Source organism: Pseudomonas sp. P9_35 (genome assembly GCF_034008205.1).
Taxonomy (GTDB): Bacteria; Pseudomonadota; Gammaproteobacteria; order Pseudomonadales; family Pseudomonadaceae; genus Aquipseudomonas; species Aquipseudomonas kilonensis.
Genome location: NZ_CP125373.1, coordinates 1,617,246 through 1,639,444 on the forward strand (window position 1 = coordinate 1,617,246; position 22,199 = coordinate 1,639,444).

Genomic DNA, 22,199 nt, shown 5'->3' on the forward strand with positions numbered 1-22,199 from the left:
ATGACGGTCTAACAGGCGAAAAAGTTTTTCGCCCGGACCCTCAAGCCCCGTGGCACTTCTTGAATTTCTTGCCATTGCCGCACGGGCAAGGATCGTTGCGGCCGACATCCTTCAGGGTGTTGCGCACCGGTTCCTGGTGGGCGTGGCCGCAGTTCGGACCGTGGACATGGCCGTGGTCATGATCGTGATGATGGTCGTGATCGTGGTTGCAATCAGGGCCATGGACGTGGGGTTGTTGGGTCATCGGGGTTACTCCGCAATAAAATCGGCGGCGATTATCACGCCATTGCGTTCCAGGTGCACGTAGTGAGCGATGAATAATCCGGTTTCCAGCTCACCTTCCAGACGATAGGGGATCTGTTCCCGGGGTTTCTCCAGCAACTTCACCACGTGCCGCACCTGCGGCCACAGGTTGGTGCGGATCGGCACCTTGAAGTAGGCGCTGTGCCGGGGGCTCACGGTGAACCAGTGTTCATGGGCACCTTCGGTCAGCAACAGGTCGCCCAGGTGGATGCGGTACGTCAGGCCGCGGACGGTCAGGTCGCTGTCGCCGGGGTTATCGACGCGAAAGTGCAGTATGAACTTCTGTTCCAGCAGCCGGGCCCGCACCACCTCGACCTTGACCAGGTGCACCTGTGGCTCAGGGGCTTCTTCACCTTGCCAGGACGCGCAACCGCCGAGCCCGACGAACAGCAGCAGGCAGGTGATGCGCAGCAGGAGTGATGTGGCGGTCATGTCCGAGCCTCTGGTTTACCCCCAGTCTAGCCCTATGGGCCGATGGACGAGTGTCGGACGTTTCTGAATTCAACGATTGAAGTAGCCGGCGCAGCACTTTTTGAATTTATGCCCGCTACCGCACGGACAGCCGTCGTTGCGGCCCGTCTTGACCGGTACGGTCGGGTCGATGAAGTACCAGCGCCCGCTGTTCTGCACGAACGAGGACTGCTCGCGGTGGCTGTGCTCGCCCTGGCCGTCGTGCCAGCGTGCCGTGAACGTGACAAAGGCGTGTTCCGGTTGACCACCGAGCACTTCGCTGCTTTCCACTTCCAGCCCCAACCAGGTGCTGTTGGCGCTCCACTCGCTGATCGACTGGCGATCAAGGCCTGGCTGCTGGGCGGGCAGGGTGGTGGCGACCAGATAGTCCACCAGGCCCAACACATAGGCGCTATAGCGCGAGCGCATCAAGGCTTCGGCGCAGGGCGCCGGGTGACCGTCGTGGTAATGGCCGCAGCAGGCGTCCAGTGGGTTGCCACTGCCACAGGGGCAAATGGGTGTGTGTAGGGTTGTGTTCACGGTTACCACCAATATTTTCCAAAATTTTCCGGGTTGGCCCAAAAGCGCGAGTTGAGCCAGTCGGGGACTTGTTTGTATTCAAGCAGATCGTAGGTAAACAGAGTCAGCACCTGATCTTCGCGCTGGAATCGCTCGCTGGCTTGCAGGGCCAGGGAAAAAAAGTCTGTCTCTTGCCAGCCGCAGGCGTTGAGGTCTGCCAGCACGGCGATGCGGCTGGCATTGAGATTGCGGATGCCGCCCAACAGGTTCAGACCCTCGCGCTTGGGCAAATGCTCCAGGCAATCGAGCGCCAGGGCCAGGTCGAAACGCCGCGCCGCCACGTCCGCCGGCAGCGCGCCGGGGCCGGCGTGGACCACTTCGGTGTCGGGATGGGCCTGCTGGAATGCTTCGAGCGCGGGAAAGCCGCTGGCACCGATCAACAGCAGTTTTTGCGGGGCATAACGGTCAAGCACGGCCGCCAGGGCTTGCTGGGGCGTACGCGCAGAAATGGCAACGGTCATCGAAGTTCCTCAGTCAGAACCACAACGATAGCCTGCCCGGACATCGTGGCCTAGAGCGGTTTGTCCCTGAACGTGCGGAATCTTCGCAAACACGGGGCGAAAACCCGCGATTGCTCAGGCTGGCGCAGATTCGAAGACGGGTCTTTACTCCCCTCAATCGGCGACAAGCCGATCCCTCAAGGAGAAAACCGATGAGCATAGTTCGGACAGCGTTACCCCTGGTTCTGCTAACCAGTGTGTTGACTGGTTGCGCAGGTTTGCAGAAAACCGACTGGCCGATCTGTGCGGCCACTGGTGGTGTCGTCGGCGCGGGATTGGGCGCGATCGAAAGCAGTTCCTGGATCGGCCCGGGAGCGCTGGTGGCCGGCACTGTGGCGGCGGGCTGGTGCTGGGCCCATGGTGACGGCGACGAAGACGGCGATGGCGTGCCGGACAGCCGCGACAAGTGCCCGGGTACGCCGAAGGGCGTACAGGTCGATGCCGACGGTTGCCCACCACCTCCACCGCCACCGGTGGCTGACGTACCTCCAGTGGTCAAGGAAGAAACCATCGTGATCCGCGATGTGCACTTCGAGTTCAACAAAGCCACGCTGACCCCGGCCGACAAAGATGTCCTGAGCGGCGTTGCGACCCGGCTGAAACAGGAAACGTCCACCACGCAACTGCGGGTCATCGGCCACACCGACAGCGTTGGCAGCGATGCCTACAATCGTAAACTGTCGGAGAAACGGGCCAACTCGGTGGTGAAATACCTGGTCGACAACGGCGTGCCGCAGTCCAGTTTTGTCTCGGTGTCCGGTGCCGGTGAGAGCCAGCCGGTGGCCGATAACAAGACTGCCGACGGCCGCGCGCTGAACCGTCGCACGGAAATCAAGATAAACCGCTGAAACCCTTGCCATTCGCGGCTTGTAGAGTTGCGGATGCGGGTCTTTACTCCTGTGTGACCGGTATGGGCCGGTGACACAGGAGCATTCATCATGAACGTTCTAATCAGGGCCGCCTTACCGGTACTGCTGGCGAGCAGTCTGTTGTCCGGTTGCGCCACTCACAGCGACGGTAGCGCACCTCTCAATCAACGCACCTGGCCAATCTGTAGCCTGATCGGCGGCTTGGTTGGCGGTGGGTTGGGGGCCATTGAAAGCAGTGGCTGGGCCGCCGGCGGCGCCGCACTGGGACTGCTGGGCGGTGGTTTGATCTGCTACGCCCAGGATGGCGATGAAGACGACGACGGGGTGTTCGACCGTCGCGACCGTTGTCCCGATACGCCGGCCAATACCCCCGTTGAGCATCACGGTTGCCCGGTGCCGCAATACCCGGCCAGCGCCCCGCCCGTGGAGCCTGAAGCACCGGCTAGCGAGGTCATCACCCTCAACGACGCCGGCAAGGTACTGTTCGATTTCGACAAATCCGACCTCACCGCAGATGCTCGAAGCCAGCTCGATGGGCTGATGGGCAAGCTCAGCCATGCCAATGTCGCCAGCATCCGGGTCGTGGGTCACACCGACAGCGTCGGCAGTGATGCCTATAACCAGGGGCTGTCTGAACGTCGGGCCAGCAGCGTCGTGGAGTATTTGCTGACCCAGGGGCTGGCCCCCGGCAAACTCACCAGCGAAGGCAAAGGCGAAAGCGAGCCGGTGGCTGACAATGAGACCGACGAAGGGCGGGCGCAGAACCGTCGGGTCGAGCTGCATATCCAGCGTTGAAGCGCGGGCCAGGGCTGCCGGGTCGTCGGGAAGGCGATCCGGGGCTCGGGTCAGATTAAATTTGCCTGGCCCTCTGGCTTATCCTGCGCGCAAGCCGTTACTGTGCGCGCAAAGAATAATTCCCGATCAGGGGGGCGTATGAAGGTGTTTTGGGGGCTGGGGCGCTTGCTGACCCTGCTGTTCTGGCTGGTGGTGCTGGTCAATCTGGTCGTGCCGTTCGTCCATCCGCTGCATCTGCTGGTCAATGTCGCCGGCGCGTTTTTGCTGGTGCTCCATCTGCTGGAACTGCTGTTGTTCAGGGCCAGTTTCCGTGGCCGCCCTGCGCCTGGTCGTGATCGCCTCAGAGTGCTGCTGTTCGGTATCTTCCATTTGCAAACCCTCCCGACCGCGCCAGAGGCTTCCCATGCGTAAATTGTGTCTGCTCGCCGCACTCGTATGCCCGTGGGCTTCGGCCCAGGTGGTCCAGGTCGAAAGCCATTCGTTGATGCGCCTGCCCAACACCACCAGCACCCTGGTCCTTGAGCGACTGGACGTGGCCGACTACGGCACGCTGCTGGTGCCTTCCAATGTCACGGAACTGACCATCGACCAATTGCACCTGGGACGTGAAGCACGGATTGCCATCGTGCCGGCGCAGCAGGTATTGGAAATGAAAGTGGCCCAGGCTGAGCTGGCCGAGGGCAGCCAGATCACTTCACGCGGCGCACCAGGTACCTATACCAAGGCCGCGCGGTCGGGGCGCGATCTCAACCTGCGTTTCAATACCTTGAATGCGCCGCTGTTGTCGGTGGATGCCCGTGGCGGCACCGGTGCACCGGGTTTCGTCGGTCTTGACGGTGCCAATGGCCAGGCGCCGGGTTGCACCTGGGGTTCGGCCGGTCGCGGGGCCGACGGCAGCAATGGCAGCGATGGCCAGCCGGGTGCGGCCGGTGCGCTGGTACGCCTTGAACTGCCCCGCGCCTATCCTGCCGAGCAGATCAAAGTGACGGTGGACGGCGGTGCCGGTGGCGCGGCGGGGCGCGGCGGCAAGCCCGGGGCCGGTGGCAAGGCCAAGGGCTGCCTGGTCTATACCGCTGACGGCGGCAAAAGCGGCCGTCCTGGCGCCGATGGCCAGCCAGGGCCTGCCGGAGCGGCGGGGACGGTGACGGTGCAGCGGTTCTGAAGAAAAACCTGATCTGAAACTGTGGGAGCGAGCTTGCTCGCGATGGCGTTGTGTCAGTCGATGAAGTGTTGCCTGATACACCGTCATCGCGAGCAAGCTCGCTCCCACAGGTTTTTATGTGATGTTCAGAACATCGGCCGCGCCGCGCCAATCGCCACCACCAGCAACCCGATCAACAGGTTGATCCCCACCAACCGCCGAATCTTCCCCAGCACCGCCGCACCCGTCGGCCAGTCCTGCGCCGTCACGGCGCTACGCAATGCCGGCAGTTGCAGACCCTGGATGCGGATAAACAGTGCTGTCATCACCACGTACAACCCCATCATCACCTGCACATACCGCGGCGCGGTTTCGAAACCGGCGAAGCGCACATGGATCAGGCCTACACCGCTGATCGGCAAAAGCACCACGGCGACCCAGACCCAGACGAAAAAACGCTGAAACACTTCTACCCACAACTTGAGCCGGGCAGGGCCCTCAAGCGCCGTCATTGCGGCGGGGCGCAGGATCATCCAGGCGAAGAACATGCCGCCGACCCAGACCAGGGCCGCCAGTAAATGCAGGGTGTAGACGAGGGCAAAGGATGTCATTGGGTTACTCCGTTCTGCGCAGGATTCATTAGCGGGGTATGATAGCCGCCGATCCGAACCACTGAAAATTTATCCAGCGTTTTTTGCGCCCGACCATTCATGATCAGCACCGAACTCAAAACCACGATCCAGGGCGCCTATTCGCGTTTTCTCGAAGCCAAGAGCCTCAAGCCGCGATATGGCCAGCGCCTGATGATTGCCGAAGTGGCAAAAGTCCTGGGTGACATCGACACCGACGACGAAGGCCGGCGCAGTGGCGAGCCCGCCATCGTGGCGGTGGAGGCCGGCACCGGTACCGGCAAGACCGTGGCCTACAGCCTGGCGGCGATTCCCACGGCCAAGGCCGCCGGCAAACGCCTGGTGATCGCCACGGCCACCGTCGCCCTGCAGGAGCAGATCGTCTACAAGGACCTGCCCGACCTGATGCGCAACAGCGGCTTGAACTTCACGTTCGCGCTGGCCAAGGGCCGTGGGCGCTACATGTGCCTGTCCAAGCTCGACATGTTGCTCCAGGAAGGCCACGCGCAGACCGCCACGGCCCAGTTGTTCGAAGAAGAAGGCTTCAAGATCGAAGTCGACGAGGCCAGCCAGAAGCTGTTCACCAGCATGATCGAGAAGCTGGCCGGCAATAAATGGGACGGCGACCGCGACAGCTGGTCCACGGCCCTGGAAGACGCCGACTGGTCCCGCCTGACGACCGACCATAGCCAGTGCACCAACCGGCATTGCCCGAACTTTGGCCAGTGCGCCTTCTACAAGGCCCGCGAAGGCATGGGCAAGGTCGATGTCATCGTCACCAACCACGACATGGTCCTGGCTGACCTGGCCCTGGGCGGTGGTGCGGTGCTGCCGGACCCGCGCGACACGATCTACGTGTTCGACGAAGGCCATCACCTGCCGGACAAGGCCATCGGTCATTTCGCCCATTACACCCGGCTGCGTTCCACTGCCGACTGGCTGGAAACCACCGCCAAGAACCTCACCAAACTGTTGGCCCAGCATCCATTGCCGGGTGACCTGGGCAAGTTCATCGAGCAAGTGCCGGAGCTGGCGCGGGAAATCAAGACGAACCAGCAGTTCATGTTCACCGCTTGTGAACAAGTGGCCGACTTCAAGCCTGGTGAAGACGTCGAGGGCCGCGATCGGCCACGCCACCGGTTTGTTGGCGGGGTGGTCCCCGAGCACATGCGCGAAATGGGCATCGAGCTCAAGAAAGGTTTCTCGCGCCTGACCGACCTGTTCACACGCCTGACCGACCTGCTCAAGGAAGGCATGGATGGCGAGGTCAACATCGGTATCGCCAGCAACCAGGCCGAGGAGTGGTACCCGCTGTTTGGCAGCCTGTTGTCCCGCTCACAGGGCAACTGGGAGCTGTGGACGGCCTTCACCGCCGAAGACCCGGAAGACAACCCGCCGATGGCGCGGTGGCTGACCCTGGCCGAAAGCGGTTCGCTGTTCGATATCGAGGTCAATGCCAGCCCGATCCTGGCGGCGGAAATGCTGCGTCGCAACCTGTGGAACGTGGCCTATGGCGCGCTGGTGACGTCCGCCACGCTGACCGCCCTGGGCACGTTCGACCGCTTCCGCATGCGCGCCGGCCTGCCGAAGAAAGCCGTGACCGCCGTGGTCCCGAGCCCCTTCCACCACGCCGATGCTGGCGTGCTGCGGGTGCCGGACCTCAAGGCCGACCCACGGGATGCCGCCGCCCACACGGCGGCGATCATCCGCGACCTGCCAGAACTGGTGGAAGGCTCACGGGGCACCCTGGTGCTGTTTTCCTCGCGCAAACAGATGCAGGACGTATTCGACGGTCTTGACCGTGACTGGCGCAAGCAGGTGTTCATCCAGGGCAACCTGTCGAAGCAGGAAACCCTGAACAAACACAAGGCGCGGGTCGATGGTGGGGATTCCAGCGTGCTGTTCGGCCTGGCGAGTTTTGCCGAAGGCGTGGACTTGCCCGGTGCCTATTGCGAGCACGTGGTGATTGCCAAGATCCCCTTCTCGGTCCCCGATGACCCGGTGGAAGCCGCGCTGGCCGAGTGGATCGAAGCCCGAGGCGGCAACCCGTTCATGGAGATCTCCGTACCGGACGCTTCGCTGAAGCTGGTCCAGGCGTGTGGCCGGTTGCTGCGCACCGAAGAAGATCGCGGCACCATCACCTTGCTCGACCGCAGGCTGGTAACCCAGCGCTATGGCAAGGCGATCCTCAACGCGCTGCCGCCGTTTCGGCGGGAGATTTCCTGAGGCTGCTGCAACTTCACGGTGAAGCAATGTATTTGTGGGAGCAAGGCTTGCCCGCGATGAAGGTACCTCGGTCTCAGAAAGACCTCACAGGCCTCATCGCGGGCAAGCCTTGCTCCCACAGGTTCTTCTTGCCACGGGGGGGCATGCTTAGCCAGCCGTCTTGCGACGGTTCCCAAAAACCCTAATGGCTGAAACAATGCCAGCCACCTTAAAAGTGTTTGTTTCAAGGGAGTTACGGGTGCAGATTCAAGGCCATTATGAACTTCAGTTCGAGGCGGTGCGTGAAGCGTTCGCGGCGCTGTTCGATAATCCCCAGGAGCGCGGCGCGGCGTTGTGCATCCAGGTGGGTGGTCGCACGGTGATCGATCTGTGGGCCGGTACCGCCGACAAGGATGGCCATGAAGCCTGGCACAGCGACACCATTGCCAACCTGTTTTCCTGCACCAAGACCTTCACCGCCGTCACTGCCCTGCAATTGGTGGCCGAAGGCAAGTTGCAGTTGGATATCCCGGTAGCCCGCTATTGGCCCGAGTTTGCCGCAGCCGGCAAGCAATCCATTACCCTGCGCCAATTGCTCTGTCATCAGGCCGGGTTGCCGGCGCTACGTGAATTGCTACCGCCCGAAGCGCTTTATGACTGGCAAGCCATGGTCGATGCCCTGGCCGCCGAAACACCTTGGTGGACGCCGGGTGAGGGTCATGGTTATGCCGCGATCACCTACGGCTGGCTGATTGGCGAGCTGTTGCGCAGGGCCGATGGGCGTGGCCCGGGGGAGTCCATCGTGGCCCGTATTGCCAAGCCGTTGGGCCTGGATTTTCACGTTGGCCTGGCCGACGAGGAGTTTCATCGCGTGGCCCACATCGCCCGTGGCAAAGGCAACGTCGGCGATGCCGCGGCCCAACGTCTGCTGCAGGTGACGATGCGCGAGCCGACGGCCATGACCACCCGGGCCTTCACCAATCCGCCGTCGATCATGACCAGTACCAACAAACCGGAGTGGCGGCGCATGCAGCAACCGGCGGCCAACGGCCACGGTAACGCCCGCAGCCTGGCTGGATTCTATGCGGGGCTGCTGGATGGCAGCCTGCTGGAAGGTGAAATGCTCGACGAACTGACTCGCCAGCACAGCTTCGGCGAGGACAAGACTTTGTTGACCCAGACCCGTTTCGGCCTGGGTTGCATGCTCGACCAGCCGGATGTACCGAATGCGACCTATGGCCTCGGCCCACGGGCGTTCGGTCATCCGGGGGCCGGGGGCTCCATGGGGTTCGCCGACCCGGAGCATGATGTGGCTTTTGGCTTCGTAACCAACACGCTCGGGCCTTACGTATTGATGGACCCGCGCGCGCAGAACCTTGCGAGGGTACTTGCCACTTGTCTATAAAACGCCATTGAAGGCGGCGGGCACCGGAACCTCGTGGCCTTTTCAGTTTCCAAGCGACTGTTTATGCGGCCAAAACATGGCCTTTATTTTCCATTTACATCATTTTGTGGATATCCAATGTCATCGAATAAAACCCTCGCTCTGGCGCTGTGCTTCGCTATCACCGGTTGCGCACAAAACCCACAAAATGATGCCGAGGGCGGCGGTAGCTGGTGGTCGTTCGGCTCTTCCGACAAGGTCGTAGCCAAGGACACGGCGCCAGCTGCGCCTCTGAAACCGGCCGCCGTCGCACCGCAAGCCAAGGCCGAGAGCGCCACCCACTGGTGGTGGCCGTTCTCTTCCGATGATGCGGCCGACGTTGCGAAGAAAGATGACGTCAAACCCCAGGACAAGCCTGAAGCCAAGGCGCCGGCCGTTGCCAAGGCCGAAGCCGAAAGTAACGGCAAGTGGTGGTGGCCGTTTGGCGGCAAGGATCAGGAAACCGCCAAGGCGGTGCCGATGCCCGATCCTAAAGTCACCCAGGCCTGGCTCGACGACTACGAGCCGAAGCTGCGCACAGCCATCCAGGACAGCAAGCTCCAACTCGAGCGCCGCGACAACGTGCTGGTGGTCACCGCGCCCGTGGACGGCTCCTTCAACCCGGACCGTCCGGCCATGCTGCTGCCCGTGACCCTAGGGCCGTTCACCCGCGTGGCGAAGATCCTTGAAGCCGACCCGAAGACCGCCGTGCTGATCCTCGGCCACGCCGACACCTCGGGCGCCGCACCGGCCAACTTGAAGCTCAGCCAGGAGCGAGCCCAGTCCGTGGCGGCGATTTTCCGTCTCAGCGGCCTGCAACGTGATCGCCTGATGCTGCGCGGCATGGGCGCAGTGGCGCCACGTGCGGCCAACGATAGTGTGGAAGGGCGTGCCTTGAACCGTCGTGTGGAACTGCTGGTCACGCCGGCCAACACCATGGTTGCGCTGCTGAGCAAATACAACATGCCGGCCCCTGCGCCAGTGACGCTGGTGGCGGCCCAGGACGTGAAACCCGTGGCCCCGGCCCCAGTGCCTGCGGCGAAAAAAGCCGTGACCCCGACCAGCAAAAAAGCACCGGCCAAAAAAGCCGTGGCCAAGGCGCCTGCCAAGAAGGTCCCTGCCAAGGCCACTACCCCGGCGAAGAAAACCCAACCGGCCAAAGCCGCCACCGATACCAAGAAAGTCGCGGCCGCCGATACCCCCAAGCAGTGATGGGCTAACCACAAGGAACGCGCCATGACCCAACCTCTGGCTGATATGCGCCGCGACTACACCCGCGACGGCTTGACCGAGGCACAAGCCCCGGCCGAGCCGTTTGCACTGTTCCACCAATGGTTCGCCGACGCGGTGAAAACCGAGCAGGCCCCAGTGGAGGCCAACGCCATGACCCTGGCGACGGTGGATGCAGAAGGGCGCCCGCACTGCCGGATCCTGCTGCTCAAGGGCCTGGATGCCCTGGGGTTCACGTTCTTCACCAACTACGACAGCGCCAAGGGCCAGCAACTGGCCGCGAATCCATTTGCGGCCATGACGTTTTTCTGGCCGGCCCTGGAGCGCCAGGTGCGCATCGAGGGCAAAGTGGTGAAGGTCACCGCGCAGGAGTCGGACGCCTATTACCAGGTTCGCCCGCTGGGCAGCCGTCTCGGCGCCTGGGCTTCACCCCAGAGCCGGGTAATTGCAGGGCGTGGTGAGCTGGACGACCTGCTCAAGGCCACCGAACAACGCTTCAGCGACAGCCAACCGCACTGCCCGGAGCATTGGGGCGGTTATCGTTTGCTGCCTGAGCGCATCGAGTTCTGGCAGGGGCGTCCGAGCCGCCTGCACGATCGCCTCAACTACCGCCTGCAAGGGGCGAACTGGACGCGCGAGCGTCTGGCGCCTTAGCATCGGGGTAACCTGCCGCAGCGGTTTTAAGCCATTGCGGCAAGTCCCGGCGCTTGACCCCTTGCTCCCGGGCGCGGGCCAATTGTTGCAGCATGTAGGTCTTTTTCTGCTCATCCTGCCCCGCCAGGGACAGCGCCAGGTCGCGGTCCATCCAGCGTTTGATTCGTACGTACAGCCACCAGTGGAAGTACAAACCGGCCACGGTGACCGCGACGATGATGAAATAATCCATGAAAATCCCCGGGTTGATGACGCAGGTTTCGGAAATTGGCGCTACTGTTTGGTGAATTTTTCGGGTGCGCCTGTATCCCACCTGAATGAAAACAATTTTATCCCGGCGAGGCCGTGACAGGCGTCAAGCTGCGGAGTTTAATGAATCCCTGTCTTTTGGAGTTGATGCTATGCGTAAGTCTGTTTTGCTGGTTGCTTCCTTTTCCACGATGGCGATGTTGCTCACTGGCTGTCAGTCGAGCCTGACCGGTGACTCCTACTCTCGTGACGAAGCGCGTCGCGTGCAGACGATTCGCATGGGGACTATCGAGTCCTTGCGTCCGGTCAAGATCGAAGGCACCAAGACCCCGATCGGCGGTGCGGCTGGTGCGGTGGTCGGTGGTGTCGGTGGCAGCGCCATCGGTGGTGGCCGTGGCAGCATCGTCGCCGCTGTGATCGGTGCGGTGGCCGGTGGCCTGATTGGTTCTGCGACTGAAGAAGGCCTGACCCGTACCCAGGGTGTGGAAATCACCGTTCGTGAAGATGACGGTAGCATGCGTGCCTATGTGCAGCAGGTTCAGGAGAACGAGGTATTCCGTGTGGGTGAGCGGGTTCGTATTTCCACTGTGGATGGTACGAGTCGCGTATCGCACTAAGCTTGGTTAGGTAAGAGAAAAAACGGCGCTTGTTCCTGAACGGGAAGGCGTCGTTTTTTTATGGCTTCGTTTCGGGGGACGGGGTGTATATCCGTTTTTTGCGTAACGGCGGCTTATGGTTCCGCTCTTACAGCGGGTCACTTTTGAAAAGCGCAAAAGTAACCAAAACGCTACATGCCCCACCACTCGGTGCCTCGCCTAGGCTCGGCATCCATGCCGGGTTACCCACTGCGCAATACCTTCGTTCAGCCAGCGTGGTTAACGGGGCGCCGAGATCAACGTCCACTACGAGGCGGCCTAACAGCCGACCTGGTTCTTGGTGAGACTGCGTTTCTCCTGTGGGAGCGAGCTTGCTCGCGAAGGCGGTGTGTCAGTTTGCGGTGATGTTGGATGTGCCGGGGTCATCGCGAGCAGGCTCGCTCCCACAGTGGTTCTGTGTTGGATATGAATTTTGTGTCCGCTGAAGATTGAATGTGGGAGCGAGCCTGCTCGCGATGGCGGTGGTCCAGTCACATGGATGCTGGGCTTGCTGGCCTCATCGCGAGCAAGCTCGCTCCCACAGGAGAGACGCGGTCCCACCGAGAACCAGGTCGGCTACTAGGCCGCCTCGGGGCGGACGTTGATCTGGGGCGCCCCGTTAACCACGCTGGCCGAACGCAGGCATTGTGGAGTGGGTATCCCGGCATGGATGCCGGGATAGCCGCGCTGGGCCATGGATGGCCCTTCGCGGCGGGCCCACGGAGCAATGCCGGAGTGAGGGCATGCCGAGCCTAGGCGAGGCACCGAGTGGTGGGGCATGAGCGTTTTTGGTTACTTTTGGCGCTCTTCCAAAAGTGACCCGCTGTAAGAGCGGAACCCTAAGTAGCCGTTACCGCAGAAACGGATATACACACCATTCCTTAACCTCCCACGGCTCTCAAGACGCTAACGCAGAAGCAAGGATCAGCCAGGCAATGCAGCAGGCTGCTTGCGACTGGCCGCCGCCGTCACCGCGTAACCCAACAACGCCGCGAGGATCGAACCAGTGAGAATCCCCATCCGGTCCATACCGGCGTAGTCACTCACACCCGGCTCGAACGCGAGGGAGCCAACGAACAGGCTCATGGTGAACCCGATACCGCACAGAATCGCCACCCCCAATATCTGGCCCCAATTGGCGCCAGCGGGCAAGCTGGCAATGCCGATTTTCACGGCCAGCCAGGTCAGGCCGAAGACGCCGACGGTCTTGCCCAGCAGCAGGCCAATGGCGATGCCCATCGGCACGTCATGGGTGAAACTCTCGACAGTGATGCCACTTAGGGACAGGCCGGCATTGGCGAAGGCGAACAGCGGCAGAATGCCATAGGCCACCCAGGGATGCAGGGCATGTTCCAGGGTTAGCAGCGGCGAAGTCTCGGCATTTTTCGTGCGCAGCGGGATGCAGAACGCCAGGGTCACCCCGGCCAGGGTGGCATGGACACCGCTCTTGAGCACGCAGACCCACAGAATCAGCCCGACAACCATGTAGGGTCCGAGCTTGACCACGCCCATCCGGTTCATCGCCACCAGCGCGGCGATGCAGGTTGCCGCCAGTATGAGCGACAGGCTGGACAGAGCACCGGAGTAAAAGATCGCGATGATGATAATGGCGCCCAGGTCGTCGATGATCGCCAGGGTCATCAGGAACAGCTTGAGCGACACCGGCACCCGCTTGCCCAGCAAGGCGAGCACGCCGAGGGCGAATGCAATGTCGGTGGCCGTCGGAATCGCCCAGCCGGCGAGGGCGGGAGGATTGTCGCGGTTGAGGAACCAGTAGATCAGCGCCGGCACCACCATGCCGCCAATCGCCGCCGCACCCGGTAGGACGATTTGCGAAGGTTTCGACAGTTGCCCATCGAGGACCTCTCGCTTGACCTCGAGGCCGATGAGCAGGAAAAACATCGCCATCAGGCCGTCGTTGATCCACAGCAACAAGGGTTTGGCGATCTTCAACGCGCCGATCTGGGCGACCACCGGCGTGTCCAGCAGGCCGTTGTACAGCCAGGAAAGGGGCGAGTTATTGATGGCCAGGGCCAGCACGGCGGCGGCGATCAGCAGCAGGCCGCTGGCAGCCTCCAGTTGGAAAAAACGTGTCAGAGAATTGCGTAGAGCCACGATCGCTCTCCATTCATTGAATCAAAAAGATGGCACACCCTAACTCGTACTGTTAGTTGTTAAAACAAAAGTTATATTCTTTTTTGTTATATGTCGTTACAACGCATGCTCCACGCAGTCGGGCAGTTATGGGCCATATTGGACCTTAGCTGTACCTGTGCGTGATGTAGGTTTTTTCCTAAGCTTGCGACTGGTTTTTCCGAGACCACGTTGCGCCTGCATGACCACCAGGTTTCCCCGCGTCGAACCGAGCCAGTGAGAAAACACCATGAACGACCACCGCCAGTGGGCGCGCGAAGCGATCCGCATCATCGAGGCTGACTTCCAGCGCAGCGCCGATACCCACCTGATTCCGTTGCCGCTGCCCGGCCTGCCGGGTATCGAGCTGTATTTCAAGGATGAGTCCAGCCATCCCACCGGCAGCCTCAAGCATCGGCTGGCCCGTTCGCTGTTTCTCTACGCGTTATGTAACGGCTGGCTCAAGCCCGGTGCGCCGGTGATCGAGGCCTCCAGCGGCTCGACGGCGATTTCCGAGGCTTACTTCGCCAGGTTGCTGGGCTTGCCGTTCATTGCGGTGATGCCGGCGACCACCTCCCGGGAAAAAATCGCACAGATCGCTTTCTATGGCGGCCAGAGCCACCTGGTGGACGATCCTACGCAGATCTACGCCGAATCCGAACGCCTGGCCCACGAGCATGATGGGCACTTCATCGACCAATTCACCTATGCCGAGCGCGCCACGGACTGGCGGGCCAATAACAACATTGCCGAATCGATCTTCCAGCAGATGCGCTTCGAGCGGCACCCGGAGCCGAGTTGGTTGATTTCAAGCCCCGGCACCGGCGGCACCACCGCCACCCTGGGGCGTTACGTGCGTTACCGCCAGCACGGCACCCGCGTGCTGTGTGCCGACGCCGAGCGTTCAGTGTTCTTCGACTATTACCGCAGCGGTGATGCCAGCCTGCGCCTGGATTGCGGTTCACGCATCGAAGGCATCGGCCGGCCACGGGTCGAGGCGTCGTTCTTGCCGAAAGTCATCGATGCGATGGTCAAGGTCCCGGACGCCTTGTCATTGGCGGCCATGCATTACCTGGCCCAGCGCTTGGGGCGACGGGTCGGCGGGTCCAGCGGCACCAATCTGATCGGCGCACTCATGGCGGCCCGGCAGATGGCGGATGCGGGTGAGTCGGGGTCGATCGTGGCGATTTTATGTGACGGTGGCGAGCGCTACGCCACGACCTATTACGACCCGGCGTGGCTCAAGGCCCAGGGGTATGAGTTGAGTGGGCTGATGGACATCGTGGCGGCGTGTGTGGAACGGGGCGAGGCGCTGCCGGAGAGCGTGTTGCGGGCCAATATCTGAATCACTGAGGTCCCTTGTGGGAGCGAGCTTGCTCGCGATAGCGGTGGATCAGTCAACATCTGTGTTGATGCCAGGCCGCCATCGCGAGCACGCCCGCCCACAGGGTCATGCTGTTCACTCGGGCAAATCCTGCCTTGGGTGAACAGCATCGGCCCCTCAGGCCTCGAGGCCGAGGATATCCCGCGCCACCGCCTCGGCAATCCGGATCCCATCCACGCCCGCCGACAGGATCCCGCCGGCATAACCGGCGCCTTCACCGGCCGGGAACAGGCCCTTGACGTTCAGGCTCTGCAGCGATTCGTTGCGGGTAATGCGCAGGGGCGATGAGGTGCGGGTTTCGATGCCGGTCAGCACGGCGTCGTGCAGCGAGTAGCCGCGAATCTGTTTCTCGAACGCCGGCAGGGCTTCGCGGATGGCTTCGATGGCAAAGTCCGGCAGGGCCAGGGCCAAGTCGCCCAGGGACACCCCTGGCTTGTAGGAAGGTTCGACGCTGCCCAGTGCCGTAGACGGCTTGCCGGCGATGAAATCACCCACCAGTTGCGCCGGGGCCTCGTAGTTGCTGCCACCGAGTATGTACGCGTGGGATTCCAGGCGTTCCTGCAACTCGATCCCGGCCAGCGGGCCGCCGGGATAATCCACTTCCGGGGTAATCCCGACGACGATGCCGGAGTTGGCGTTGCGCTCGTTGCGCGAATACTGGCTCATGCCGTTGGTCACGACGCGGTTCGGCTCGGACGTCGCGGCTACCACGGTGCCGCCCGGGCACATGCAGAAGCTGTACACCGAACGACCATTCTTGGCGTGGTGCACCAGTTTGTAGTCGGCGGCGCCAAGTTTAGGGTGGCCTGCGTACTTGCCCAGGCGCGCGCTGTCGATCAGCGATTGCGGGTGTTCGATACGGAAACCCACCGAGAACGGCTTGGCTTCCATGTACACGCCCCGGCTGTGGAGCATGCGGAAGGTGTCCCGGGCGCTGTGGCCCAGGGCCAGGATCACATGTTTCGAATGAATCTGTTCGCCGCTGGCCAGTTCGACGCCGACCAGTTGGCCGTCTTCGATCAGCACATCGGTGACCCGCTGCTGGAAGCGTACTTCGCCACCCAGGGCGCGAATCTGCTCACGCATGGTTTCCACCACACCGGTCAGACGGAACGTGCCGATGTGCGGCTTGCTGACGTAGAGGATTTCTTCCGGCGCCCCGGCCTTGACGAATTCGTGCAAAACCTTGCGGCCAAGGAATTTCGGATCCTTGATCTGGCTGTAGAGCTTGCCGTCGGAAAACGTCCCGGCGCCGCCTTCACCAAATTGCACGTTGGATTCGGGGTTGAGCACGCTTTTGCGCCACAGGCCCCAGGTGTCCTTGGTGCGCTGGCGCACTTCCGGGCCACGCTCGAGAATGATTGGCTTGAAGCCCATCTGTGCCAGCAGCAGGGCGGCGAAGATCCCGCACGGGCCGAAACCGACCACGATCGGCCGCTCGCCCAGGTCGGCCGGTGCCTGGCCCACAACTTTGTAGCTGACATCCGGCGCCTCGTTGACGTTACGGTCATCGGCGAACTTGCGCAGCAGGCTGGCTTCGTCGCGCACCGTCAGGTCGATGGTGTAGATGAAGCACAATTCGGAGGATTTCTTGCGCGCATCGTAGCTGCGCTTGAACAAGGTGAAGTCGAGCAGGTCATCGCTGGCGATGCCCAGGCGCTGCACGATGGCAGGGCGCAGGTCTTCTTCGGGGTGGTCGATCGGCAGCTTGAGTTCGGTGATTCGTAACATGGTGGGATCCGGTTCGCGGGATGCACAACTGCACCAGGGCGTGAACCGGCGATTATAAGCCAAAAAACGGCGAATCAGTCGTTGCGCGCACCACCGAAGTAGGCGCAGCCACGCTGGACCTGACCGTTGACCCGCAGTTCGGCGCTCATGTGTTGCACACTGCCGGTGGTGCTGTCGACGCAGCGCTGGGCGGCCAGCCAGAGTTCGACCTTCTGGCCGTTGGCTTCGGTGCTGAGATTGAAGCGACCATCGCCCAGTTGTTCTTCAAGGTAAGGCACCGCCAGTGTCGGTTGGCCTTCACGCTCAAGCACCATGCCCTTGCCGCTGGCCTTGAGGTTCCATTCCGGGCCATGACCGGCGGCACGCAAGACCAGCAGTTTGAAATTGCCGTCATCGCAAGCGCTGCCCGAGCGCTCCAGGCGATACAACTGCTCCAGGTCCAACTGGCTGTCGCTGCCGGCCGCTGCGCTGGAGACGATACGGCCGCGCACATCGGCAAACAGCTTGCCCTGGTCATCGGCCAGGCTGGCGGCCTGCTGCAGCACGCTGGTGCCACCGCTGTCATTGACGATGTAGCGGCGCTGTTCCTGGCACGGCTGGAACACCAGCTTGCCATCGGCTGCCGTGAGCTCGCCTTGCATGCGCGTCTGGCCGGCGTGGGAGGCGCTCTGACGAGGGGCGTCGAGCAATTGGCAGCCGGTGAAGAGCGGCAGGAGGGCGACAAACAGCAGGGAGCGGGCGGCACGCATCATTGGGTCTCCAGACAAGTGCCGCCACGTTACTCAGACTGATCCTGCATCACAAGGGGTGTTAGCCCACGTGAAAGGTCTGACCGGTTTGTAGGCCTTCGACACTCTTGGCGTAGGCCAATGCAACATCGACGGCCGGGACCGGTTTGTAGCCGCGGAAGTACGGGGCGTATTTGTCCATGGCTTCCAGCAACACGTTCGGGCTCACCGAGTTGACCCGCAAGCCCCGTGGCAACTCGATTGCCGCGGCGCGCACGAAACTGTCCAGGGCGCCATTGACCAGGGCCGCCGAAGCACCACTCTTGATCGGATCGTGGCTGAGCACGCCGGTGGTGAAGGTGAAGGATGCACCGTCGTTGGCGAATTCGCGACCGATCAGCAGCAGGTTGACCTGGCCCATCAGCTTGTCTTTCAAGCCCAGGGCAAAGCTGTCATCGGTCATGTCGGCCAGGGGTGCAAAGGTGACGTTACCGGCGGCGCAAACCAGGGCATCAAAGCGGCCGGTCTTTGCGAACAGCGCGCGGATTGAAGCGCTGTCGCTGATATCCACCTGCAGGTCACCGCTGTGGCGGCCGATCCGAATGATCTCGTGGCGCGGCGACAGTTCGTTATCAATGGCCGAACCGATAGTGCCGTTGGCGCCGATCAAGAGGATTTTCATGAGTTGTTTCCCAATGGGTTGAATGAGTTTTCAGTCTAGAGGGGTTCTTTCCATTGATAATCATGCTAATAGGCAACCTTTGGTTTTCAATTGGAAACAATCCAATGAGCGAAATGGATGACCTGGCGGCGTTTGCCGTGTTGATGGAGGCCGGCAGCTTCACCCAGGCGGCCCAGCAGTTGGGGTGCAGCAAGGGCCAGTTGTCCAAGCGCATCAGTCTGTTGGAGAGGCGGTTTTCGGTGGTGTTGCTGCAACGCACCACGCGGCGCTTGAGCCTTACGGCGGCAGGGGCGGCGTTGTTGCCCCAGGCCCAGGCGCTGTTGGTGCAGGTGGAACGGGCGCGTCAGGCATTGGCTCGGCTGAAGGACGATATTTCCGGGCCGGTGCGTATGACGGTGCCGGTTTCGTTGGGCGAAACGTTCTTCGAAGGCTTGCTGATGGAGTTCGCTCGTACGTATCCCAATGTGCAGATCGAACTGGAGCTCAACAACGGTTACCGTGACCTGACCCGCGATGGCTTCGACCTGGCGATCCGCTCCGACGCCGCCATCGATGAGCGGCTGGTGGCCCGGCCATTGCTGGCGTGGCACGAAATGACCTGCGCCAGCCCGGCCTACCTCGAACACTATGGCGAACCCGAGACGCCTCAGGCCCTGGCCGAACATCGCTGTTTGCTGAACAGCCACTACAGCGGCCGGGAAGAATGGCTTTATCACCAGCAACACGAACTGCTGCGGGTCCGGGTGTCCGGGCCGTTCGCCAGTAATCACTATAGCCTGCTGAAAAAAGCCGCCCTGGCCGGCGCGGGAATCGCCCGGCTGCCGTCATACCTGCTGCATGAGGAGTTGGCCGACGGACGCCTACGCTGGCTGCTGCGCGACTACCAGACCCGGCGCATGCCGATGTACCTGGTGCACCCGTACCAGGGTGGATTGCCCAAGCGCACCCAGGTGCTGGCTGACTATCTGATCGACTGGTTCAAGCGCAGCGGCGAGGCGCTGGATCGGCTACAACGATAGCCCAGCCATTGGACACCCTATTGTGGGAGCGAGCTTGCTCGCGAAGGCGATGGCACATCCGACATTTATGCAAGCTGACCCACCGCTATCGCGAGCAAGCTCGCTCCCACATTTGATGGGTAGTGACTTCGATATTTCGACCTGCACAGATCCACTGTGGGAGCGAGCTTGCTCGCGAAGGCGGTGGCACATCCGACATTTATGCAAGCTGACCCACCGCTATCGCGAGCAAGCTCGCTCCCACAGGAGATTTTCAATCGCAGTCAGTGGGCGTAACGCTTGGCAATCAGGTGGTCGATGGACAGTATCCCCGGCCCACGGGCCATCAAGTAGAGCAATACCGCCGCCCAGGTGCCATGGGTCGGGTAGGCGTCCGGGTAGACGAACAGCTGGATGGTCAAGGTCATGCCCAGCAAGGCCAACGCTGAAAAGCGTGTCGCCAGGCCAAGCAGGATCAGGACCGGGAACACATGCTCGGCAGAGGCCGCCAGGTGTGCGGCCAGTTCCGGCGACAGCAACGGCAGGGCGTATTCGCTTTTGAACAGGGGAATGGTCGAGTCCGCCAGCCGTGGCAGACCGATCTGGAAGGTGCCGTCGAACAAGTCGATGGCCAGGCCTTCGATTTTGGTCTGGCCGGATTTCCAGAACACCGCGGCAATCGAGAAACGCGCGATGAAGGCGATCAGGCTGTGGGGAATTTTCTCCAGCCATTGAATGGAACCGGCAATCAGGGCGTTCATGGGGATACCTGTTCAGCTAGGAGGTGAGTGATAGCTCTGTGGCGAATGAGCCCCGCCAGGGTCTGTTCCAGGTCGAGGTCGATTGAGGCTTCAATGGCAGCGGTCAGGGACAGCCCCTGTTGCAGGGCGGTGATGAACCCATGGGCCGCGTGATTGATCGCGAACACTTGCACGTCGAGGCCGTTGCGCAGCACCAAGGCGTTTTGCGCAGAAAATGCCTCGAACGGCACGGGGGGCTCGTGCTGATGGGCGGCCCAGATCGTCACCACGGCGAAGGGCGATTGCAGCAGCCGCAGTGACGGGTGCAGACCGACCTTCTGGTGCCTTGTCTGTGTGGGTGATGACAGCGCCTCGACAATCTGTTCTGCGGCCATGGGCTCGGCGTCGGCGGCATGCCAGGCTTGCACGTGCAGTCGCTCCAGCCGGGCGACGTCCGCCAGGTACGGCACGCAGGCGGCGGGTTCGAAGCGTTCGATGAACCCGGCAAAATCATCCCCATAGTCGCTCATCACCGGGCTTTGCGGTGGCGCCGACTGAACGTAGACCTCAGCCATGCCTCGGAAGAATTCCTCGCCCACCAGTTGCGCCACCACCGGGTAATTGTCGGCCAGGGCGTTGATCAATGAGCTGAGCACGTTGTTGCGGTACACCGCGAAGCGGCTCTGCGGGTCGGCGCCGTTGGCACTGACCAGGCCGGGCGGACAAGCCTTGCGCGGGTCGAGCAGGGCGGCGGCGAATGTGCGCTGGTCGCTCATGATCGGGCTCCAACGGCGTTTAAAAGTTGATCGGCCTGGCGCGCTTCGGCCAGCAGCACCTCCCATGGAGGGATGTGGTTGTCGCGCTCGATCAAGGTGGCTACCGGCCCGGTCTGCGCCAGAACCTTGAGGTACAGTTGCCAGACTGCGTTGTCGATTGGCGCGCCGTGGTCGTCTATCAACAGGCGCTCGCCAAGGCTGTCGGTGTCTTCGGCAAAGCCGGCCAGGTGAATTTCACCGGTCGCTTGCAGGGGCAGGGCGTCGAGGTAGGCCAGTGGATCGCGGCAGTGGTTGATGCACGAAACGTAGACGTTGTTCACATCCAGCAGCAGGCCGCAGCCAGTGCGCCGGATCACTTCGCTGATGAAGTGTGGCTCGTCGAGGGTCGAGGCTTCGAACGCCAGGTAGGTCGCCGGGTTCTCCAGCAACAGCGTGCGTTTGAGGCTGGACTGCACCTGGTCGACGTGTTCGCAGACACGGTCGAGGGTCGCTTCGTCGTAGGCCAGGGGGAGCAGGTCATTGAGAAACACCGGGCTGTGGCTGGACCAGGCCAGGTGTTCGGAAAAGGATTGGGGCTGATAGCGGTCGATCAATGCGGCCAGGCGCTGCAAATGCGCGATATCCAGCGGCCCCTCCGCACCAATCGACAGGCCGACGCCGTGCAGCGACAGCGGGTACTGTTCGCGTATCCGCCCCAGGAAGTGATGAAGCGGCCCGCCGGCCACCATGTAGTTTTCCGCGTGCACTTCGAAAAAGCCCAGGTCCGGTCGGGTCTGGAGCACCTCACGAAAATGCTCGGCCTTGAGCCCCAGCCCCACCCTTGGTGGCAGTCGGGTATCAGTGGCGAGGAAAGGGCTATTCAACATGGTGGCGGGCCTCAGGCAGATGCGATCAGGACTTGGCTTTGAACGCTTCGAGCTGGCCGAAACCAGTTGGGGAGGTCTTGCTTTCCATGGTGGTGCAAGTGCCTTTGGGTACCGATTTCCAGGCGTTGCCCTGATAGTCCATTTTCGCCGTGCCGGCGCAGGTGGTGCCGGCGCCAGCGGCGCAGTTGTTCATGCCTTTGAGGGCGACACCGAAGCATTTTTCCATGGTGTCGTCGGCTGCGTGGACGGTCGAGACGGCTGTCATGCTCAGGGCAGAACCCAGGGCCAGGATCAGGGCGGTGGCGGACAGGGTGCGGGTCGAAGCAGTCATGATGATTCTCCAGTCATTCAGGGAAATGAACCGGCGTTAGCGCCGGTCTGCTGAACTAGAGAGGGGAGGTGGGAAAGCGTTACAGCGGGCGCATGATTTTTTTTAGTGATCCTGGAACCTGTGGCGAGGGAGCAAGCTCGCGCTGAGACCTGTAGGAGCTGGCGAAGC

Annotated in this window: 26 protein-coding genes; 11 read left to right on the forward strand and 15 right to left on the reverse strand. The window is 62.0% G+C overall.

Annotated features, from left to right (window positions below):
- Positions 1–40 precede the first annotated feature (40 nt).
- From QMK47_RS07120 to QMK47_RS07135, 4 genes are all read right to left on the reverse strand, one after another.
- Positions 41–244, reverse strand: a complete 204-nt coding sequence (locus QMK47_RS07120) for an SEC-C metal-binding domain-containing protein (RefSeq protein WP_047228413.1) — start codon at positions 242–244, stop codon at positions 41–43.
- A 5-nt stretch (positions 245–249) separates the two neighbouring features.
- A complete protein-coding gene (locus tag QMK47_RS07125) occupies positions 250–735 on the reverse strand; it encodes an LEA type 2 family protein (RefSeq protein WP_320389993.1) in 486 nt (161 codons plus the stop codon).
- A 69-nt stretch (positions 736–804) separates the two neighbouring features.
- Positions 805–1,293: a YchJ family protein gene (locus tag QMK47_RS07130; RefSeq protein ID WP_258690474.1), complete on the reverse strand. Its 489-nt coding sequence runs from the start codon at positions 1,291–1,293 to the stop codon at positions 805–807.
- A 2-nt stretch (positions 1,294–1,295) separates the two neighbouring features.
- Positions 1,296–1,793 (reverse strand): DUF6231 family protein, encoded by a 498-nt coding sequence (locus tag QMK47_RS07135; protein WP_214511604.1) that lies wholly within the window; start codon positions 1,791–1,793, stop codon positions 1,296–1,298.
- A gap of 191 nt (positions 1,794–1,984) precedes the next feature.
- Here QMK47_RS07135 and QMK47_RS07140 point away from each other — a divergent pair, with 191 nt between their 5' ends.
- The 4 genes from QMK47_RS07140 (at position 1,985) to QMK47_RS07155 (ending at position 4,658) form a co-directional block, all read left to right on the forward strand.
- Positions 1,985–2,680, forward strand: a complete 696-nt coding sequence (locus QMK47_RS07140) for an OmpA family protein (RefSeq protein WP_214511605.1) — start codon at positions 1,985–1,987, stop codon at positions 2,678–2,680.
- Positions 2,681–2,770: 90 nt separating this feature from the next.
- Entirely contained in the window at positions 2,771–3,496 is a 726-nt protein-coding gene (locus tag QMK47_RS07145) for an OmpA family protein (RefSeq protein WP_253472002.1), read from the forward strand.
- A gap of 138 nt (positions 3,497–3,634) precedes the next feature.
- Positions 3,635–3,907 (forward strand): DUF1145 domain-containing protein, encoded by a 273-nt coding sequence (locus QMK47_RS07150; protein ID WP_063322681.1) that lies wholly within the window; start codon positions 3,635–3,637, stop codon positions 3,905–3,907.
- The gene (locus tag QMK47_RS07155) at positions 3,900–4,658 is read left to right on the forward strand and encodes a collagen-like protein (RefSeq protein WP_320389994.1); all 759 of its coding nucleotides are present in this window, start codon (positions 3,900–3,902) and stop codon (positions 4,656–4,658) included. The genes QMK47_RS07150 and QMK47_RS07155 overlap by 8 nt, the downstream gene beginning before the upstream one ends.
- A gap of 125 nt (positions 4,659–4,783) precedes the next feature.
- Here the strand turns inward: QMK47_RS07155 and QMK47_RS07160 are convergent, their stop codons facing one another.
- Complete coding sequence (locus tag QMK47_RS07160; protein WP_214511608.1) at positions 4,784–5,248, reverse strand: CopD family protein; 465 nt, start codon at positions 5,246–5,248, stop codon at positions 4,784–4,786.
- A gap of 99 nt (positions 5,249–5,347) precedes the next feature.
- On the opposite strand from QMK47_RS07160, the gene dinG reads away from it, so the two are divergent.
- The 4 genes from dinG (at position 5,348) to pdxH (ending at position 10,778) form a co-directional block, all read left to right on the forward strand.
- On the forward strand, positions 5,348–7,492 hold the full coding sequence (dinG, locus tag QMK47_RS07165) for an ATP-dependent DNA helicase DinG (protein ID WP_253472006.1): 2,145 nt from the start codon (positions 5,348–5,350) through the stop codon (positions 7,490–7,492).
- A 238-nt stretch (positions 7,493–7,730) separates the two neighbouring features.
- Positions 7,731–8,876, forward strand: a complete 1,146-nt coding sequence (locus tag QMK47_RS07170; protein ID WP_320389995.1) for a serine hydrolase domain-containing protein — start codon at positions 7,731–7,733, stop codon at positions 8,874–8,876.
- 117 nt (positions 8,877–8,993) lie between these two features.
- On the forward strand, positions 8,994–10,106 hold the full coding sequence (locus QMK47_RS07175; protein ID WP_258690477.1) for an OmpA family protein: 1,113 nt from the start codon (positions 8,994–8,996) through the stop codon (positions 10,104–10,106).
- Between the two features lie 24 nt (positions 10,107–10,130).
- Positions 10,131–10,778, forward strand: a complete 648-nt coding sequence (gene pdxH, locus QMK47_RS07180; RefSeq protein ID WP_072343206.1) for a pyridoxamine 5'-phosphate oxidase — start codon at positions 10,131–10,133, stop codon at positions 10,776–10,778.
- Here the strand turns inward: pdxH and QMK47_RS07185 are convergent.
- The gene (locus QMK47_RS07185) at positions 10,726–11,010 is read right to left on the reverse strand and encodes a hypothetical protein (protein WP_253472012.1); all 285 of its coding nucleotides are present in this window, start codon (positions 11,008–11,010) and stop codon (positions 10,726–10,728) included. The two genes, pdxH and QMK47_RS07185, sit on opposite strands and share 53 nt — an antisense overlap.
- 169 nt (positions 11,011–11,179) lie before the next feature.
- Here QMK47_RS07185 and QMK47_RS07190 point away from each other — a divergent pair, with 169 nt between their 5' ends.
- Positions 11,180–11,644, forward strand: a complete 465-nt coding sequence (locus tag QMK47_RS07190; protein ID WP_003184697.1) for a glycine zipper 2TM domain-containing protein — start codon at positions 11,180–11,182, stop codon at positions 11,642–11,644.
- Between the two features lie 597 nt (positions 11,645–12,241).
- Here QMK47_RS07190 and QMK47_RS07195 read toward each other — a convergent pair.
- Both QMK47_RS07195 and nhaA read right to left on the reverse strand, forming a co-directional pair.
- Positions 12,242–12,442, reverse strand: coding sequence for a nucleoid-structuring protein H-NS (locus QMK47_RS07195; RefSeq protein ID WP_320390571.1), 201 nt, complete (start codon positions 12,440–12,442; stop codon positions 12,242–12,244).
- Positions 12,443–12,586: 144 nt separating this feature from the next.
- A complete protein-coding gene (nhaA, locus tag QMK47_RS07200; protein WP_320389996.1) occupies positions 12,587–13,777 on the reverse strand; it encodes a Na+/H+ antiporter NhaA in 1,191 nt (396 codons plus the stop codon).
- Between the two features lie 268 nt (positions 13,778–14,045).
- Between nhaA and QMK47_RS07205 the strand changes: the two genes are divergently transcribed.
- A complete protein-coding gene (locus QMK47_RS07205; protein WP_258690478.1) occupies positions 14,046–15,140 on the forward strand; it encodes a PLP-dependent cysteine synthase family protein in 1,095 nt (364 codons plus the stop codon).
- 156 nt (positions 15,141–15,296) lie between these two features.
- Here QMK47_RS07205 and QMK47_RS07210 read toward each other — a convergent pair whose 3' ends face one another.
- The 3 genes from QMK47_RS07210 to QMK47_RS07220 all read right to left on the reverse strand — a co-directional run bounded on the left by QMK47_RS07210 (position 15,297) and on the right by QMK47_RS07220 (position 18,320).
- Entirely contained in the window at positions 15,297–16,910 is a 1,614-nt protein-coding gene (locus QMK47_RS07210; RefSeq protein ID WP_258690479.1) for an NAD(P)/FAD-dependent oxidoreductase, read from the reverse strand.
- A 74-nt stretch (positions 16,911–16,984) separates the two neighbouring features.
- On the reverse strand, positions 16,985–17,659 hold the full coding sequence (locus QMK47_RS07215) for a COG3650 family protein (protein ID WP_258691208.1): 675 nt from the start codon (positions 17,657–17,659) through the stop codon (positions 16,985–16,987).
- A 61-nt stretch (positions 17,660–17,720) separates the two neighbouring features.
- A complete protein-coding gene (locus QMK47_RS07220) occupies positions 17,721–18,320 on the reverse strand; it encodes a short chain dehydrogenase (RefSeq protein ID WP_253472022.1) in 600 nt (199 codons plus the stop codon).
- Positions 18,321–18,424: 104 nt separating this feature from the next.
- Here QMK47_RS07220 and QMK47_RS07225 point away from each other — a divergent pair, with 104 nt between their 5' ends.
- Positions 18,425–19,339 (forward strand): LysR family transcriptional regulator, encoded by a 915-nt coding sequence (locus QMK47_RS07225; RefSeq protein ID WP_258690480.1) that lies wholly within the window; start codon positions 18,425–18,427, stop codon positions 19,337–19,339.
- Positions 19,340–19,602: 263 nt separating this feature from the next.
- On the opposite strand, the gene QMK47_RS07230 is transcribed toward QMK47_RS07225, so the two are convergent.
- Genes QMK47_RS07230 through QMK47_RS07245 form a run of 4 tightly spaced genes read right to left on the reverse strand, consistent with a single transcriptional unit; the run spans position 19,603 to position 22,031 of the window.
- Complete coding sequence (locus QMK47_RS07230) at positions 19,603–20,079, reverse strand: DoxX family protein (RefSeq protein ID WP_320389997.1); 477 nt, start codon at positions 20,077–20,079, stop codon at positions 19,603–19,605.
- A complete protein-coding gene (locus tag QMK47_RS07235) occupies positions 20,076–20,834 on the reverse strand; it encodes a DUF2063 domain-containing protein (RefSeq protein ID WP_258690481.1) in 759 nt (252 codons plus the stop codon). The genes QMK47_RS07230 and QMK47_RS07235 overlap by 4 nt, the downstream gene beginning before the upstream one ends.
- Positions 20,831–21,700, reverse strand: a complete 870-nt coding sequence (locus QMK47_RS07240) for a DUF692 domain-containing protein (RefSeq protein WP_320389998.1) — start codon at positions 21,698–21,700, stop codon at positions 20,831–20,833. The genes QMK47_RS07235 and QMK47_RS07240 overlap by 4 nt, the downstream gene beginning before the upstream one ends.
- A gap of 25 nt (positions 21,701–21,725) precedes the next feature.
- Positions 21,726–22,031 (reverse strand): DUF2282 domain-containing protein, encoded by a 306-nt coding sequence (locus tag QMK47_RS07245; RefSeq protein WP_214511620.1) that lies wholly within the window; start codon positions 22,029–22,031, stop codon positions 21,726–21,728.
- Positions 22,032–22,199 lie beyond the last annotated feature (168 nt).

Excerpts from the sequence above, each read along its gene's own strand:
- QMK47_RS07205 (WP_258690478.1), top strand. The coding sequence starts at position 14,046 with ATGAACGACCACCGCCAGTGGGCGCGCGAAGCGATCCGCATCATCGAG.
- QMK47_RS07215 (WP_258691208.1), bottom strand. The coding sequence starts at position 17,659 with ATGCGTGCCGCCCGCTCCCTGCTGTTTGTCGCCCTCCTGCCGCTCTTC.
- QMK47_RS07230 (WP_320389997.1), bottom strand. The coding sequence starts at position 20,079 with ATGAACGCCCTGATTGCCGGTTCCATTCAATGGCTGGAGAAAATTCCC.
- QMK47_RS07140 (WP_214511605.1), top strand. The coding sequence starts at position 1,985 with ATGAGCATAGTTCGGACAGCGTTACCCCTGGTTCTGCTAACCAGTGTG.
- QMK47_RS07120 (WP_047228413.1), bottom strand. The coding sequence starts at position 244 with ATGACCCAACAACCCCACGTCCATGGCCCTGATTGCAACCACGATCAC.
- QMK47_RS07160 (WP_214511608.1), bottom strand. The coding sequence starts at position 5,248 with ATGACATCCTTTGCCCTCGTCTACACCCTGCATTTACTGGCGGCCCTG.
- QMK47_RS07245 (WP_214511620.1), bottom strand. The coding sequence starts at position 22,031 with ATGACTGCTTCGACCCGCACCCTGTCCGCCACCGCCCTGATCCTGGCC.
- QMK47_RS07235 (WP_258690481.1), bottom strand. The coding sequence starts at position 20,834 with ATGAGCGACCAGCGCACATTCGCCGCCGCCCTGCTCGACCCGCGCAAG.
- QMK47_RS07190 (WP_003184697.1), top strand. The coding sequence starts at position 11,180 with ATGCGTAAGTCTGTTTTGCTGGTTGCTTCCTTTTCCACGATGGCGATG.
- dinG (WP_253472006.1), top strand. The coding sequence starts at position 5,348 with ATGATCAGCACCGAACTCAAAACCACGATCCAGGGCGCCTATTCGCGT.
- QMK47_RS07225 (WP_258690480.1), top strand. The coding sequence starts at position 18,425 with ATGAGCGAAATGGATGACCTGGCGGCGTTTGCCGTGTTGATGGAGGCC.
- QMK47_RS07135 (WP_214511604.1), bottom strand. The coding sequence starts at position 1,793 with ATGACCGTTGCCATTTCTGCGCGTACGCCCCAGCAAGCCCTGGCGGCC.
- pdxH (WP_072343206.1), top strand. The coding sequence starts at position 10,131 with ATGACCCAACCTCTGGCTGATATGCGCCGCGACTACACCCGCGACGGC.
- QMK47_RS07145 (WP_253472002.1), top strand. The coding sequence starts at position 2,771 with ATGAACGTTCTAATCAGGGCCGCCTTACCGGTACTGCTGGCGAGCAGT.
- QMK47_RS07185 (WP_253472012.1), bottom strand. The coding sequence starts at position 11,010 with ATGGATTATTTCATCATCGTCGCGGTCACCGTGGCCGGTTTGTACTTC.
- QMK47_RS07220 (WP_253472022.1), bottom strand. The coding sequence starts at position 18,320 with ATGAAAATCCTCTTGATCGGCGCCAACGGCACTATCGGTTCGGCCATT.
- QMK47_RS07155 (WP_320389994.1), top strand. The coding sequence starts at position 3,900 with ATGCGTAAATTGTGTCTGCTCGCCGCACTCGTATGCCCGTGGGCTTCG.
- QMK47_RS07175 (WP_258690477.1), top strand. The coding sequence starts at position 8,994 with ATGTCATCGAATAAAACCCTCGCTCTGGCGCTGTGCTTCGCTATCACC.
- QMK47_RS07150 (WP_063322681.1), top strand. The coding sequence starts at position 3,635 with ATGAAGGTGTTTTGGGGGCTGGGGCGCTTGCTGACCCTGCTGTTCTGG.
- QMK47_RS07125 (WP_320389993.1), bottom strand. The coding sequence starts at position 735 with ATGACCGCCACATCACTCCTGCTGCGCATCACCTGCCTGCTGCTGTTC.
- QMK47_RS07195 (WP_320390571.1), bottom strand. The coding sequence starts at position 12,442 with ATGCCCCACCACTCGGTGCCTCGCCTAGGCTCGGCATGCCCTCACTCC.
- QMK47_RS07210 (WP_258690479.1), bottom strand. The coding sequence starts at position 16,910 with ATGTTACGAATCACCGAACTCAAGCTGCCGATCGACCACCCCGAAGAA.
- QMK47_RS07240 (WP_320389998.1), bottom strand. The coding sequence starts at position 21,700 with ATGTTGAATAGCCCTTTCCTCGCCACTGATACCCGACTGCCACCAAGG.